Below are 16,205 nucleotides of genomic sequence, written 5' to 3'. Positions count from 1 at the left end.
GACCTCGCTCCGGCCTGACCTAGCTCGAATTGTATCGCCGGCGGCCTTCCGTCGGTGGCGCCCTATTGGAAACGTCCAAGCCGACAGGATCATGGAACAGGCTCTCAAACCCGCCGATCGCCTGCTGCACGCCCTCGCCGACAACCGCATCGCCATCGAGGCGGTGACGCCCGAGATCGACGGCGGCCGCTTTCCCGCCAAAGCCGCCATCGGGGAAGTCGTGGTCGTGGAGGCAGATATCTTTTCCGATGGCCACGACCTCATCGACGCAGCGCTTCTGACGCGCCGAAAGGGTGACAAGACGTGGTCTGAAACGCCGATGCGCCTCTATGAGAACGATCGCTGGCGCGCCTCCTTCGTACCCGTCGAGAACACGACCTACGAATATACCGTGATTGCCTGGCGCGATCTCTTTCGCAGCTGGCGTTCCGACGTCTCAAAAAAGAAGAATGCCGGTCAGGATGTGACCTCCGAACTCAAGGAGGGGCTGCATATTCTGAAGAAGGCGCTGTCTGAAAGCGACCGGCTCGATCCCGAAAGGCGGGCAAGGCTGCAGCGCGTCACCGAAGATATCGCCCGCCTTGCCGATCCGGCGCAGCAGTTTTCCGTACTCATGGGCGAGGATCTTCTTGGCCTGATGACGGCCGGCGGACCGCGAAGCAACCTCTCGTATTACCTGCGGCTCCTCGATCTCTTCGTCGACCGCAAGCGCGCCGCCTTCTCAAGCTGGTACGAGTTGATGCCGCGCTCCCAGTCGGGGGATCCTGCCCGCCATGGCACCTTCGACGATGTCATCGCGCAGCTTCCGTACGTGCGCGATCTCGGCTTCGATGTGCTTTATTTCCCGCCGATCCATCCGATCGGCAAGACGAACCGCAAGGGGCGCAACAATTCGCTGACGGCGCGTGCCGACGATCCCGGCAGTCCCTATGCCATCGGCTCGGAGGAGGGCGGTCACAAGGCCATCCATCCCGAGCTCGGCACGTTTGAGGATTTCCACCGTCTGGTGAAGGCGGCGGCGGAGCACGGGCTGGAGATCGCGCTCGATTTCGCCATCCAGTGTTCGCCCGACCATCCCTGGATCAAGGAGCATCCGGAATGGTTTGATTGGCGTCCCGACGGCACCATCAGGTTTGCCGAAAACCCGCCGAAGAAATACGAGGACATCGTCAACGTCCATTTCTACCGCGATGCCATCCCGGGGCTCTGGCACGAATTACGCGATACCGTGCTGTTCTGGGTCGAGCATGGCGTCAAAATCTTCCGTGTCGACAATCCGCACACCAAGCCCCTGCCATTCTGGGAGTGGATGATCGCCGAAGTGCGCCGACGCCACCCCGACACGATCTTCCTGGCGGAAGCCTTCACGCGACCGAAGATGATGAAACGTCTCGCCAAGGTCGGGTTCACCCAATCGTATTCTTATTTCACCTGGCGCAACAACAAGGCCGAGCTGACGGAATACCTGACGGAGCTCACCACCGAGGAATGCCGCCATTACATGCGGGTGAACTTCTTCACCAATACGCCGGACATCAACCCGTTCTATCTTCAGAACAGCGGGCGCGCCGGCTTCCAGGTGCGTCTCTTCCTGGCGGCGACGCTTGCCACGAATTACGGCATCTACTCAGGCTATGAGCTTTGCGAGGCCGCGGCGATGCCTGGGAAGGAAGAGTATCTCGATTCGGAGAAATACGAGATCCGTGCCTGGGATTGGGACAGGCCTGGTCATATCAAGGACGACGTGCGCCGCCTCAATGCCTGGCGCAGGGCTCATCCGGCTCTGCAGCAATTCACCAATCTGTCGTTCTACAACGCGTACAACGACAACATTCTCTACTACGGCAAATACACCGACGATCTGTCGAGCTTCCTGCTGTTTGCCGTCAATCTCGATCCCTTGAACGCGCAGGGCGCGCATTTCGAGGTGCCGCTTTGGGAGTTTGGGCTGTCTGACGATGCGCCGATCATGGCCGAGGATCTGGTCCTCGACCGGCGCTTCACCTGGCAGGGCAAGATGCAACATGTCTGGCTCAACCCGTCCGAGCGCACCTATGCGGCCTGGCGCCTGATTTCGCCTCAAGAGCGGCTCACGTGAACGCAGGTCCGACAGAAAACATGCAAAAATCCAATCGTTCCGAGCGCCCCCATCATCGCATCGACGGAGTGATCGATCGCTCCGACACCGAATGGTACAAGGACGCGATCGTCTATCAGCTGCACGTCAAAGCGTTCCTCGATTCGAACGGGGATGGCGTGGGTGACTTTGGCGGTCTTCTCGAACGCCTCGATTACATCGAGAGCTTGGGCGTCACCGCGATCTGGCTCCTGCCGTTCTATCCCTCGCCCCTCCGCGACGACGGCTACGACATCGCGGACTACCGCGCGATCAATCCGTCTTACGGCACGATGCGCGATTTCCGCCGCTTCGTGTCGGAGGCCCATCAGCGCGGCATTCGGGTGATCACCGAGCTCGTCATCAACCACACCTCCGACCAGCATCCCTGGTTCCAGCGGGCGCGCAACGCAAAGCCCGGATCGGCGGCGCGCAATTACTACGTCTGGAGTGACACCGATCAGAAATACCAGGGCACGCGGATCATCTTCCTCGACACGGAGACCTCGAACTGGACCTGGGATCCCGTCGCGGAAGGATTCTTCTGGCATCGCTTCTATTCCCACCAGCCGGATCTCAACTTCGACAATCCGCGGGTGATGAAGGAAGTGCTGTCGGTGATGCGCTTCTGGCTCGATATGGGGGTCGACGGGCTCCGGCTCGATGCCATTCCCTATCTCGTGGAGCGCGACGGCACCAACAACGAGAACCTGCCGGAGACGCATGTCGTCCTGAAACAGATCCGCAGCGATCTCGACGAGAATTACTCCGACCGGATGCTGCTCGCCGAAGCCAATCAATGGCCGGAGGATACGCGTCCCTATTTCGGCGAGGGCGACGAATGCCACATGGCGTTCCACTTCCCCTTGATGCCGCGCATGTACATGGCGCTGGCGCAGGAGGACCGCCATCCGATCACCGATATCATCCGTCAGACGCCGGAAATTCCGGATCCCTGCCAATGGGCGATTTTCCTGCGCAACCACGACGAGCTGACGCTCGAAATGGTCACGGATACGGAGCGCGACTATCTGTGGCGCACCTATGCGTCTGATCAGAAGGCGCGCATCAATCTCGGCATCCGCCGCCGTCTGGCGCCGCTCATGCAGAACGATCGCCGCAAGATCGAGTTGATGAATGCGCTCTTGTTGTCGATGCCGGGCACGCCCGTTCTCTATTACGGCGACGAGATCGGCATGGGCGACAATTACTTTCTGGGCGATCGCGACGGCGTGCGCACCCCCATGCAATGGTCGGGCGACCGCAATGGCGGTTTTTCGCGCGCCAATCCGCAGCAGCTTTATCTGCCGCCGGTGCAGGACCCGATCCACGGCTATGAAGCGATCAATGTCGAGGCGCAGCAATCCGACCCGTCATCGCTTCTGAACTGGATGCGGCGCATGGTGACCGTGCGCAAGCAGCACAAGGTCTTCGGCCGTGGCGAGATGACCTTCCTCTATCCGGGGAACCGGAAGATCCTCGCCTATATCCGCAGTTACGAAGACGAAGACATTCTCTGCGTCGCCAATCTTTCCCGCTCCGCCCAGGCCGTCGAGCTCGATCTGTCGCGCTTCCGTCACCGGGTTCCGGTAGAGCTTTCCGGCCATTCCGCTTTTCCGGCGATCGGTGAATTGCCCTACATGCTGACGCTGCCCGGTTACGGTTTCTTCTGGTTTCTTCTCACCGAGGAGACGGACGTGCCGCAATGGCACACGCCCGCACCCGACGTCATGCCCGAATTCATCACCGTCACTACACGCGCCGATTTGAGCGCCGCGCTCTCCGGCCGCGACGGCCGCCAGCTCGAAGCCCAGGCGCTGCCTGAGTTCCTGCAGCGCCAGCGCTGGTTCGCCGGCAAGGGCGGCACCATCGACGGGGTTTCGCTGTCGCCTCTGACGAGCGTGGCGGAGGGGCGCACCGTCATTGCGACCGTCGACGTGACGCTTCGCAACGAGGAGACGCAGCGTTACTTCCTGCCGCTCTCCGCGCTGTGGGGCGAAGAGAACCTGCATTTTGGCGCACCCAAGCTCTCCTACACGCTGGCCAAGATCAGACGGGGTCCGCGCGTGGGCGCACTTGTCGATGCGGCCTTTGACGAGGATTTCGCGAGAGCTCTGTTGAGGGCGATGGCGGCCGGGGAGCCGGTTGCCGCCAGCGACGGCGAGCTCGTCTTTGCCGGTCAGGCCGATCTCGCAGAAGCCGCCGAGGAGACGGATGTCCGGCCGCTTGGCGTCGAGCAGTCGAACGTCTCCGTCATTATCGGCGACCGCGCGCTCCTGAAGGTCTATCGCCGGCTGCGCGAGGGCGATCAGCCCGAGGTCGAGGTCGCGCGTTTCCTCACCGATGTCGCCGGCTTCGACAACACGCCGCAGCTCCTTGGAACGGTCGAATACCGTCCGAACGACGGTGAGCCGACGGCGCTTGCCGCGGTCTTCTCCTTTGTGCGCAATCAGGGCGACGGCTGGGCCGTTCTCGTCGATGCGCTCGACCGCGATCTGGAGGCGACGGCGCTCAACGCCGTGGCCGCCGCGGAGCCCGCCCCGGCGGCAGCCCCGATTCCCTTCGGGCATCCGCTCGACCTGCCCATGAATATGGGGCTGCGCACGGCAGAAATGCATGTGGCGCTTGCCGCCGAAACTGATCTGCCGGCTTTCAAGGTAGAGCCCTTGGAGCAGGAAGATGTGGGCGCGATGGCCGTCGATGTCGCAAGCCTCGCCGATCAGGCGATCGAGCGGCTCGAGGCGATGGCGGCGACGCTGCCTGCCGAAACGCGCGAGATGGCGGCCGATCTCGCCGAACGGCGCGGAGCGCTTCAGGCCGAGCTGGAAGACCTGGCGTCAAGCCCCCCGTCGGGTGGCAAGTCGCGCATCCACGGCGATTATCATCTGGGCCAGGTCCTCGTTTCCCAGGCCGATATCGTCATCATCGACTTCGAAGGCGAGCCGCAACGCTCGCTCGCGGAACGGCGCGCGAAGTCCTCGCCCCTGCGGGACGTCGCCGGCATGCTGCGCTCCTTCGACTATGCCGCAGCCGCAGCCGAACGCCAGTTTCTGGCACGGCATATGGAAGTGCCCGAGGCGATCCGCGAACGCGCCCAGCAATGGCGCGACAAGGCTGTTGCTGATTTCCGTGCGAGCTACTTCGCCCGGATGGAAGGCGTGCCGACACTTCCGAACGACGAGGCGGCGGCAGAGCGCCTCTTGCGGCTCTTCCTCCTACAGAAGGGCTTTTATGAGATCCTCTATGAGGCGGCAAATCGCCCTGATTGGATCGACATTCCGCTGCGCGGCGTTCTTAACCTGATCACCACTGAGGCAAAGCTATGAACACCTGGCGCAAAGAGATCCTGATCTCCTTTCCGGAGATCGACCGTTCTGCGATCGCTGCGCTGATCGAAGGGCGCCATGGAGACCCGTTTTCGCTTCTCGGTCCGCACCGGGCCTCTGCCGGCCTGAGCATCCGCACGTTTCATCCCGGCGCCGAGAGGGCGGAAATCCTCAGCATGGGAGGCGATGAGGTTTTGGCCCCGATGGAGCGCCTCGAGGCGGGCTTCTTTGCGGCCCTGCTCGAGGGACAGGATCCGAGCCTTCCTTACCGCATCCGCTTCTATGCCGGCGATCAATCCTGGACCGTCGACGACCCCTATCGGTTTCCGCCGATCCTCGGCGAGCTTGATCTGCACCTCTTTTCGGAGGGGAATCATCGCCGCCTCTACGAGAAGATGGGCGCGCATCCGGCCACGATCGACGGCGTTCAGGGCACGACCTTTGCGGTATGGGCTCCGAATGCGCAGCGTGTGTCCGTCGTCGGCAGCTTCAACGAATGGGACGGGCGCCGCCACGTCATGCGCAAGCGCGTCGAAAGCGGCGTCTGGGAAATCTTCCTTCCGGGTATCGGGCCGGGCGAATACTATAAGTACGAAATCCTCTCGCACGAAGGGCGGCTCCTGCCGCTGAAATCCGATCCCTTCGCCTTCTCTCAGGAAGTGCCCCCCTCGACAGCGTCCCGTGTCACAGGTCTTCCCGATCGCCAATGGCACGACGAGCACTGGATGCAGACCCGGCGCGCGCGCAACGATCGCGCCCAGCCGATCTCGATTTACGAGGTGCATCTCGGCTCGTGGCGCCGCGGCGACGGCAACACCTATCTCGATTACGATGAGCTTGCCGATCAGCTCATCCCCTATGTGAAGGATATGGGCTTCACGCATATCGAGCTTTTGCCTGTTTCCGAACATCCCTTCTCCGGCTCCTGGGGCTATCAGCCGATCGGGCTCTATGCCCCGACCTCGCGCTTCGGCTCGCCGGAGGCGTTCGGCCGCTTCGTGGAGCGTTGCCACGCAGAAGGCATCGGCCTCATCATCGACTGGGTGCCGGCGCATTTCCCGACGGACGAGCACGGACTCGCCCGTTTCGACGGCACCGCACTTTACGAGCATGCCGATCCGCGCCAGGGTTTTCATCGCGACTGGAACACACTCATCTACAATTTCGGTCGGCGGGAGGTGCGCAACTTCCTGGAGGCGAACGCTCTTTACTGGATGGATGAGTTCCACATCGACGGGCTGCGCGTCGATGCCGTGGCCTCCATGCTCTACCTCGATTACAGCCGCGAGCCGGGCGACTGGGTTCCCAATGTCCATGGCGGCCGCGAGAATCTCGAAGCCATCTCGTTCCTGCGCGACACCAACACCAATGTCTTCGGGGGCTTCGAGGGTGCGACGACGTTTGCCGAGGAATCGACCGCCTGGCCGGGTGTGTCGCGGCCCGTCGAAACGGGCGGCCTCGGCTTCGGCTACAAGTGGAACATGGGCTGGATGCACGACACGCTCGCCTACATCCACAACGACCCGGTGCATCGCCGTTACCATCACCATGAGATGACGTTCGGCCTGCTTTATGCGTTCTCGGAGAACTTCGTTCTGCCGATCAGCCACGATGAAGTGGTGCACGGCAAGGGCTCGCTCCTCGGCAAAATGCCGGGCGATGAATGGCAGCGCTTCGCCAACCTCAGAGCCTATTTCGGCTTCATGTGGACGCATCCCGGCAAGAAGCTGATTTTCATGGGCTGCGAGTTCGCTCAGGAGCGAGAGTGGAACCACGATCAGTCGCTCGACTGGCATCTCCTCGGCGGCGAGGGGCATGCGGGCATGCAGCGGCTCGTGCGCGACCTCAACCATCTTTATCGCGATCTGCCCGCACTCCATCAGCGCGATTGCGAGCCTGCCGGTTTCCAATGGATCGACGCCTCCGATGCCGATCAGAGCGTCTTTTCCTATCTGCGTCGCGGCGAGCGCGGCGAGGATGTCGTTGCCGTCATCTGCAATTTCACGCCGGTCGTACGGCACGGCTACCGGGTCGGCCTGCCCTTCCAGGGACGTTGGGAGGAATGCCTCAACACCGATGCGGGTGTCTATGGCGGCTCCAATGTCGGCAATGACGGCGAAGTGCGCGCCGAGGATGTCGGGTGGCATGGCCAGCCGGCGTCGGCCGCTCTCACCCTGCCGCCGCTCGGCGTGATCGTCTTGAGATACCAGCCCTGAAACCTATTTCGACTTTCTTTTTAGAAGGATCAATGCATGTCGCGGCTTCGCGTGAGGCCCGGTACGCCCCATCCATTGGGGGCGACCTGGGACGGCTCTGGCGTCAATTTTGCCCTCTTTTCGGCGCATGCCGAAAAGGTCGAGCTGTGCCTGTTTGACCGGCAAGGACGACGCGAGCTCGAACGTATCCCTCTGCCGGAACACACGCATGAGGTCTGGCACGGCTATTTTCCGGACCTGCGTCCGGGTCAGCTTTACGGCTATCGCGTCTACGGTCCCTACGAGCCCAAGGCCGGCCACCGGTTCAATCCGCACAAGCTTCTGATCGATCCTTATGCCAAGGCGCTCTACGGCGAGTTGCGCTGGCACGAGGCCTGTTTCGGCTATCGTGTGTCCTCGTCGCGGGAGGATCTTTCCTTCGATCGGCGTGATTCGGCGCGCTCGATGCCGAAATGCGTGGTCATCGACCCGGCTGTGACCTGGGGCGCGGACGTGGCGCCGAAGACACCCTGGTCCGACACCATCATCTATGAAGCCCATGTCGGTGGCTTGACGGCGCTGCATCCGGAAATCCCGGGACCGGTGCGCGGCACGTTCGGCGCTCTCACTGATCCGGATGTCATCGACCATCTGGTCAAGCTCGGCGTCACCGCCATCGAGCTCATGCCGGTTCAGGCCTTCTTCGATGACGAATTCCTGGTGCGCAAAGGCCTGTCGAACTATTGGGGCTATAACACTGCGGCCTTCTTCGCCCCGGCACCCCGCTTCATCTCGCCGGGCGCCAGCATCCATGAATTCAAGACCATGGTGCGCAAGCTGCACGAGGCGAATATCGAGGTGATCCTCGATGTGGTCTATAACCACACAGCCGAAGGTAACCGGCTCGGCCCGACCTTGTCGTTCCGCGGCATCGACAATTCGAGCTATTACATTCTGGGCGACGATCCTCGCTATTATTTCGACACGACCGGCACCGGCAACACGCTCAATCTGCGCCATCCGCGTGTTCTGCAGATGGTCACGGATTCGCTGCGCTATTGGGTCGAGGAATGCCATGTCGATGGCTTCCGCTTCGATCTCGCGACGGCGCTCGGGCGCGACCGCGACACCTTCCACAACGATGCGGCCTTCTTCGATGCCATCCGCCAGGATCCGGTCCTGTCGCGCACCAAGCTGATCGCAGAGCCCTGGGATATCGGGCCGGGCGGCTATCAGCTCGGCAATTTTCCTCCAGGCTGGACGGAATGGAACGGCGCCTACCGCGATGTGGTGCGGTCCTTCTGGAAGGGCGACGACGGCATGCTGCCCGATCTCGCACGCAGCCTTCTCGGCTTTGCCGACCTCTTCGAACATCGTGGCCGCAAGCCGTGGGCGAGCATCAACCTCATCACCGCGCATGACGGTTTCACGCTGAACGACCTCGTCTCCTACAACGACAAGCACAACGAGGAGAACGGCGAGGACAGCCGCGACGGGCACGACGACAATCGCAGCTGGAATTGCGGCGTCGAAGGTCCGACGGATGATCCCGCCGTCCTGCAGCTGCGCGATCAGCAGCGGCGCAACTTCCTTCTGACGCTTCTTTTGTCCCAGGGAACGCCGATGATCGTCATGGGCGACGAGCAGGGGCGTACGCAGAACGGCAACAACAACGCCTATTGCCAGGACAATGAAACGAGCTGGATGAAATGGGCCGACCTGCCCGAACGCGATCTTGCCTTGCGGGATTTCACCGCGGCCGCGATCGCCTTCCGCAAGGCCCATCCGCTCCTGCGCCAGACCCGCTTTCTGCACGGCGAGGAGGTTCCCGGCCGCGACATCCCCAACGTGCAGTGGCTGAAGCCCGAGGGCGGCTTCATGTCTGCGGAGGATTGGCAGGATGGTTTGCGCAAATGCATCGGCCTGATGCTGTGCGACGAAGGCACGAGCTGCGTGTTGATTATCATAAACGCTGCGCCGAACGATTTGAGCTTCCGGCTGCCGGAGGCCAAGGGCGTCGAGATGTGGCAGAGGCGGCTTGAAACGGTTCACGGCGAAGTTGGCGGCGCGGAATTTGCACCTGACGCGGAGGTGACGATGGTTGCGCGCTCGATGATTCTTCTTGAGGGCTGACCAAAGAGACCGGGGCTGACCTCGGCGAAAGGGCGAAGGAATGAGTGACACTCTCGACAGGCTGGCCGACGCCCTCGGGATCGAGACGCGCTATTGGGCATTGTCAGGCGAAGAAGTCTTCGCGGGCGATGACACCAAAGAGGCAATCCTGACCGCGCTTGGTATCGACGCCGCGGAAACCGGCGAACGGCCAAGCCTGCGGCCGGCTCTCGGGGGGCTCGAGGCGCCGGATAAGGCCTGTTTCGTGCCCGGCTTTCTCGAAGACGGTCGCTGCTGGGGCGTCGCCTGCCAGCTTTATGGGCTGCGCACGTTGCGCAACTGGGGCATGGGCGACTTTGAGGATCTCGCACGGCTTGCCGAAATGCTCGCCGCCGATGGCGCCGACTTTTTGGGCGTCAATCCGCTGCACGCCCTCTTTCTGGCTCTGCCGGAGCGGGTGAGCCCATTTTATCCTTCGAGCCGGCGCTTTTTGAACCCGCTCTATATCGCCGTCGATGACGTGCCGGGCTTCACGCAGGAGGACCGGCCGCCGCAAAGCTGGCTTAATGAGGCGCGTGCCGCGACGCTCGTCGATTATCCGGGCGTGACGCGCCACAAGCTCTCAGCGTTGTGGCGGATCTTCAACCGCGAGCGCGAGCGGATCCTGGTCGATCAGGATTTCGCGCGGTTTCGCGAGCGTGGGGGCCAGGCGCTCTACGACCATGCCTTGTTCGAGGCCCTGTCGCTCGGGGGGCTCGCCTCACCGACGCCTGGCGGCTGGCATGTCTGGAGTGACGAGTTTCACAGCCCGGAGAGTGCTGCCTCTCGCGGCTACGCGGAAGAAAACAGCGATGCCGTGCTCTTTCAGATATGGCTGCAATTCACCGCCGACGCGCAGCTGGCCGAGGCGCAGCGGCGGGCGCGGCGCGCGGGCATGCGGATCGGGCTTTACCTCGATCTCGCCGTGGGTGTCGCCCCCGACGGCTCGGCCACCTGGACCGACACCCGCACCACGGTGAACGGCATCACCGTCGGAGCGCCGCCGGACTATTTCAACGCCAATGGCCAGGATTGGGGGCTGGCGCCGCTCTCGCCCGCCGGGCTCTTGGACGACGATCTCGAACCCTTCCGGGCGCTGCTCGACAGCATGATGTGCCATGCCGGCGCGATCCGCATCGACCATGCGATGGGGCTCTACCGTCAGTTCTGGATCCCGCAGGGACTAGGCCCCGCGAAGGGCGCCTATATGCGCTATCCGCTGAAGGAGATGCTCGCTGTGCTGGCTGATGTTTCGCAGGCCTATGAGAGTCTCGTGATCGGTGAGGATCTGGGCGTGGTGCCGGACGGTTTCCGCGAAGTGATGCGCGATACGGCGCTCCATGCCTACAAGGTATTCCTGTTCGAGCGCGAGGAGAGCCGTTTCCGGGGACCGCAGGAATATCCGCCGGCTGCGCTTGCCTGTGTCACCACCCACGACACGCCGAGCCTCCGTGGCTGGTGGACCGGGCACGACATCGACGTGCGCCTGGGGCTCGATCTCCTGCGCCCGGATCAGGCGGACAATGAAAGGCAGCAGCGGGCGGGAGACCGTCGTGCGGTGGCGCGGCTTCTTGCCGAGCACGGGCTTGGCGAGATCGACGCCGACGATGCGGAAGGTTCCGCAGGCGAGGCCGCCGTGCAAATCTCCAGGCTTCTGGCGCGAAGCCCATCGCGGCTTCTTGCCGTTTCCCTCGACGATCTTGCTGGAGCGCGCGATCAGCCGAACGTGCCGGGGACCATGGACGAACACCCGAATTGGCGTCGGCGTCTTCGCGTCGATCTCGACGAATTGCGCGCCAGTGAACTCTATCGGCGCACCATCGAAGCGCTCCGCGAAGAAAGGCCGCAGCCGTGATGCGGTGATGTCCTGGCGGGAACCCGATGTGCAGCCTTAAGACGTTCACGCAGAACGCGGTCTCGCCCTTGAGCCTCGCTTGCGTTCGGCCCATGGTGAGTCCGCGCGCCGGCGGGGGATGGTTCGGCGGGGGAGATTTTCAATGAGCAGAATCGATCCGGATGCGCTGGGCGGCCGCTTGGCCCGGCGCACGATGGCTTTTGTCTTGGCTGGGGGCCGGGGCAGCCGTCTGATGGAGCTGACGGACAATCGAGCGAAGCCCGCCGTCTATTTCGGCGGTAAGAGCCGAATCATCGATTTCGCGCTGTCGAATGCCTTGAATTCCGGCATCAAGCGCATCGCGGTTGCGACTCAATACAAGGCCCACAGCCTTATCCGACATCTCAACCGAGGGTGGAATTTCTTTCGGCCCGAGCGCAACGAGACCTTTGATCTCTTGCCCGCCTCACAGCGTGTGGCGGAAGACAAATGGTATGTCGGCACCGCCGATGCGGTGACGCAGAATATCGATATCGTCGAAGACTATGGGCCGGAACTGATCATCATTCTTGCGGGCGATCACGTCTACAAGATGGATTATGAGATCATGCTGGCGCAGCATGTCGATAGCGGTGCTGAGGTTACCGTCGGTTGCATCGCCGTGCCGCGCATGGAAGCGACGGGTTTTGGCGTCATGCATGTCGACGCCGGCAACCGCATCGTGGATTTCGTCGAAAAGCCGTCCGATCCTCCCGCCATGCCCGACAACCCGGACCTCGCGCTCGCCTCCATGGGCATCTACGTTTTCCATACGAAGGTGCTTTTCGAGCATTTGCGCCGCGACGCCGACGATCCGGACTCAAGTCACGATTTCGGCCGCGACATCATTCCCCGGATCGTCAAGGAAGGCGGCGCGGTGGCGCATCGATTCGCCGAATCGTGCGTCATGTCGGGCGCGGAGCCCGAACCCTATTGGCGCGACGTCGGCACCATCGATGCCTTCTGGGAAGCCAATATCGATCTCACGGATTTCGTCCCCGGCCTCGACCTTTACGATCACAACTGGCCGATCTGGACCTACAGCGAGGTCACGCCTCCGGCAAAGTTCGTGCATGACGAAGAGGGGCGCCGCGGCTCGGCCGTGAGTTCGCTGGTTTCCGGCGGCTGCATCCTGTCGGGTGCTCGCATCGACAAATCGCTCCTGTTCACCGGCGTTCACGCCCATTCCTACAGCGAGCTTTGCCGCACTGTGGTTCTGCCGCACACCACGATCAACCGGCATGCTCGCCTCACCAACGTCGTCGTCGACCGCGGTGTCGTCATTCCGCGCGGCCTCGTCGTAGGCGAAGACCCGGAAGAAGATGCGCGCCGCTTCCGCCGCACGGAAAGTGGCATATGTCTGATCACGCAGCGGATGCTCGACCGCCTCGATTCCGAGGCATAGTTGTCGCCGTGAACAAAGTCCTTTTCGTCGCCTCCGAATGCTATCCGCTGGTCAAGACCGGGGGGCTCGCCGATGTCATCGGCGCCTTGCCGCTCGCGCTTGCCGGGGATGGGGTCGATGCGCGTGTTCTGCTGCCGGCTTACCCGGAAGTTTGCGAAAGGCTTACAGAAGCGGAAGCGCTTCCCTTGCCGGGCGGGAAAGTTCTCGGCCAGGAAGGCCACCTTCTCGCCGCGACGACAGAGGAAGGGCTCAAGGTCTGGGCGCTCGATGTGCCGGCGTTTTTCGCCCGCGTCGGCAATCCCTATGTCGGGCCGAATGGGCACGACTGGCCGGACAATCATCTGCGCTTTGCGGCCTTGTCGCGCGTCGCCGCCGATATCGCCGCCCATGGCGTCGGTCGATGGCGACCGCAGCTTCTGCATATCCACGATTGGCAGGCCGGCCTCGTGCCGGCCTATCTCTCTGCGGATGAGATCAATCTGCCGACCCTCTTCACCATTCACAACATCGCCTTCCAGGGCGTCTTTCCGGCGGCGGAGATCACACGGCTCGGTCTGCCGGGGCGCTATTACCACCGCGACCTGACCGAATTCTGGGGCCAGATCTCCTTCCTGAAAGCGGGCATGGCCATGTCGAGCAAGGTCTCGACGGTGAGCCCGACCTATGCACGCGAGCTCGAAAGTCCCGAATTTGGCTGGGGCCTCGACGGCCTCATCCGCCACCGCCAGGCGGACATGTGCGGAATCCTGAACGGCATCGACGTCGGCGTCTGGGATCCGGCGAACGATCCGTTGATCGCGGCGCCCTATTCGGCCGAGAAGCCGGCGGGCAAGGCGCGCAACAAGGAGGCGCTGCAGGAGCGTCTCGGCCTCGAAAGCGATCCGAACGCGCCGCTCCTTTGCGTCGTCAGTCGCCTGACTCAACAAAAGGGCATGGACCTTCTTTTAGAAAACCTGCCCCAGCTCTTATGGCGGGGCGGGCAGCTTGCCGTTCTGGGCAGCGGTGAGGCGCATCTGGAAGCGGGCTTCCGCCAGGCGGCGTTCAACAATCCGGGCCGCGTCGCGACCGTCATCGGCTACAATGAACCGCTGTCGCATCTCCTGCAGGCGGGCGCGGATGCGATCGTCATCCCCTCGCGCTACGAGCCCTGCGGCCTGACCCAGCTGTACGGCCTGCGCTACGGCACTTTGCCGATCGTTGCGCGCACCGGCGGGCTCGCCGACACTATCATCGATGCCAATGCCGCCGCGGTGCAGGCGGGAACGGCGACCGGCTTCCAATTCGCGCCGGTAACCCCTGAAGGGCTGCGCCATACGCTCGACCGTGCCTTCGATCTTTGGGCCGACCGAAAAGCCTGGCGTGTTGCCCGGCGCGCCGCGATGCAATCCGATTTCGGCTGGTCCGCCTCGGCCCGGCTCTACAGAAACCTCTACCGGCGCATGCTCAAAGACGCGCGCCAGAAGAAGATGGGAGAGACAAGGTGAACATTGAGACCGTGTCGACAAAGCCGATCGCCGGACAGAAGCCCGGCACCTCGGGTCTCAGGAAGAAGACCGCGGCCTTTCTGGAGCCCGGCTATCTCGAAAACTACATCGCTGCGATCATCGAAGGTATCGGCGGCGTTGAAGGCGCCACGATGGTGATCGGCGGTGACGGCCGCTTCGGCAATCGTCAGGCGATCAAGACGCTCGTGCGGATGCTTGCCGCCGCGGGCGCGAAGCATCTCATCATCGGCCAGAACGGGCTTCTGTCGACCCCGGCCGCTTCCTGCGTCATTCGCAAGCGCCAGGCGACGGGCGGCTTCATCTTCTCCGCCAGCCACAATCCCGGTGGCGAGCACGGCGATTTCGGTCTCAAATACAATCTCGCCAATGGCGGGCCGGCCCCCGAAAACGTCACTTCCGCGATCTATAAGGCGACGCAGACGCTTTCCTCTTACAAGATTGCCGATCTCGACGAGATCGACCTCTCCAAAGTGGCGACGGTCGAGCATGACGGCCTCGTGATCGAAGTGATCGATCCGGTCACGGATTATGCCGCCCTCATGGAAGAGCTCTTCGATTTCGATGCGATCTCGGGTCTCTTCGCCTCCGGCTTCCGCCTCGCCTACGATGCGATGCATGCCGCGACCGGCCCCTATGCGAAGGCGATCCTGGAAGGTCGCCTGGGGGCGGCCGTGGGAACGGTGCGAAACGGCGAGCCGCTGCCGGATTTCGGTGGCCTGCACCCCGATCCGAACCCCGTCCACGCCAAGGCGCTTTTCGACCTCATGGCCGCGCCGGAGGCGCCCGATATGGGCGCCGCCTCCGATGGCGACGGCGACCGCAATCTCGTGCTCGGCCCCGGCCTGCCGGTCTCGCCGTCCGATTCCATCGCGGTCCTTGCCGCCAATGCGCATCTCGCGCCTGGCTACAAGCGTGGCCTTGCCGGCGTGGCGCGCTCCATGCCGACGAGCCGCGCCCTCGACCGCGTGGCCGAAGAGCTCGGCATTTCCCTCTACGAGACGCCGACCGGCTGGAAATTCTTCGGCAATCTTCTGGACGCCGGAAAAATCACCATGTGCGGCGAGGAAAGTGCTGGGGCCGGTTCCGACCATGTGCGCGAGAAGGACGGTCTGTGGGCGGTGCTTCTGTGGCTCAACATCCTCGCCGTCCGCCGTCAGTCGATTCCCGAGATCGTGCGCGAGCATTGGGCGCGCTTCGGGCGCAATTACTATACGCGCCACGATTATGAGGCGATCGAGACGGAGCGTGCGGAAACGCTGATGTCGGAGCTGACGGCACGCCTCGGCTCTCTCAAGGGTGAGACAGCCGGCTCCCTCACCATCGAAGGCGCCGACGAATTCGCCTATCATGACCCGATCGATGGCTCCCTCGCCGAGCATCAGGGGCTTCGCATCCTCTTCGAGGGCGGCGGCCGCGCCGTCTTCCGGCTGTCGGGCACCGGCACGGAGGGTGCGACCTTGCGTGTCTACCTGGAGCGCTTCGAGCCGGCGGGCGGCGATCACACTCAGGAACCGCAGCAGGCGCTCGCCGAGATCATCACCGCCGCGGGCGAGGTGGCCGGCATCGAAAAGCACACCGGCCGCACCGAGCCCGACGTCATCACCTGAGTGGTGACGCCTTTGTGTGAGGAGGAA

8 protein-coding genes are annotated in these 16,205 nt (G+C 63.0%); all 8 read left to right on the top strand.

Features of this window, described 5'->3' with window-relative positions; translation table 11 throughout:
* The first annotated feature begins 91 nt into the window (after positions 1–91).
* The 8 genes from EO094_RS00170 (at position 92) to EO094_RS00135 (ending at position 16,178) form a co-directional block, all read left to right on the top strand.
* Positions 92–2,098, top strand: a complete 2,007-nt coding sequence (locus EO094_RS00170) for an alpha-1,4-glucan--maltose-1-phosphate maltosyltransferase (protein ID WP_128290352.1) — start codon at positions 92–94, stop codon at positions 2,096–2,098.
* A 68-nt stretch (positions 2,099–2,166) separates the two neighbouring features.
* Complete coding sequence (gene treS / locus EO094_RS00165; RefSeq protein ID WP_205649845.1) at positions 2,167–5,442, top strand: maltose alpha-D-glucosyltransferase; 3,276 nt, start codon at positions 2,167–2,169, stop codon at positions 5,440–5,442.
* Positions 5,439–7,658 carry a 1,4-alpha-glucan branching protein GlgB gene (gene glgB, locus EO094_RS00160; RefSeq protein ID WP_128290350.1) on the top strand — a complete coding sequence of 740 codons (2,220 nt, stop codon included), beginning with the start codon at positions 5,439–5,441 and terminating at the stop codon, positions 7,656–7,658. The genes treS and glgB overlap by 4 nt, the downstream gene beginning before the upstream one ends.
* A 36-nt stretch (positions 7,659–7,694) precedes the next feature.
* Positions 7,695–9,770: a glycogen debranching protein GlgX gene (glgX, locus tag EO094_RS00155; protein ID WP_128290349.1), complete on the top strand. Its 2,076-nt coding sequence runs from the start codon at positions 7,695–7,697 to the stop codon at positions 9,768–9,770.
* A 40-nt stretch (positions 9,771–9,810) separates the two neighbouring features.
* Positions 9,811–11,643: a 4-alpha-glucanotransferase gene (gene malQ / locus EO094_RS00150; protein WP_128290348.1), complete on the top strand. Its 1,833-nt coding sequence runs from the start codon at positions 9,811–9,813 to the stop codon at positions 11,641–11,643.
* Between the two features lie 142 nt (positions 11,644–11,785).
* Complete coding sequence (gene glgC / locus EO094_RS00145; RefSeq protein WP_128290347.1) at positions 11,786–13,066, top strand: glucose-1-phosphate adenylyltransferase; 1,281 nt, start codon at positions 11,786–11,788, stop codon at positions 13,064–13,066.
* Positions 13,067–13,074: 8 nt separating this feature from the next.
* Positions 13,075–14,550 carry a glycogen synthase GlgA gene (gene glgA, locus EO094_RS00140; protein ID WP_246008319.1) on the top strand — a complete coding sequence of 492 codons (1,476 nt, stop codon included), beginning with the start codon at positions 13,075–13,077 and terminating at the stop codon, positions 14,548–14,550.
* The gene (locus tag EO094_RS00135) at positions 14,547–16,178 is read left to right on the top strand and encodes an alpha-D-glucose phosphate-specific phosphoglucomutase (RefSeq protein WP_128290345.1); all 1,632 of its coding nucleotides are present in this window, start codon (positions 14,547–14,549) and stop codon (positions 16,176–16,178) included. The genes glgA and EO094_RS00135 overlap by 4 nt, the downstream gene beginning before the upstream one ends.
* The last annotated feature ends 27 nt before the right edge of the window (positions 16,179–16,205 follow it).

Origin of the sequence: Afifella aestuarii, assembly GCF_004023665.1 — a bacterium.
Taxonomy (GTDB): Bacteria; Pseudomonadota; Alphaproteobacteria; order Rhizobiales; family Afifellaceae; genus Afifella; species Afifella aestuarii.
This window is presented reverse-complemented; position numbering and strand designations above follow the sequence as displayed.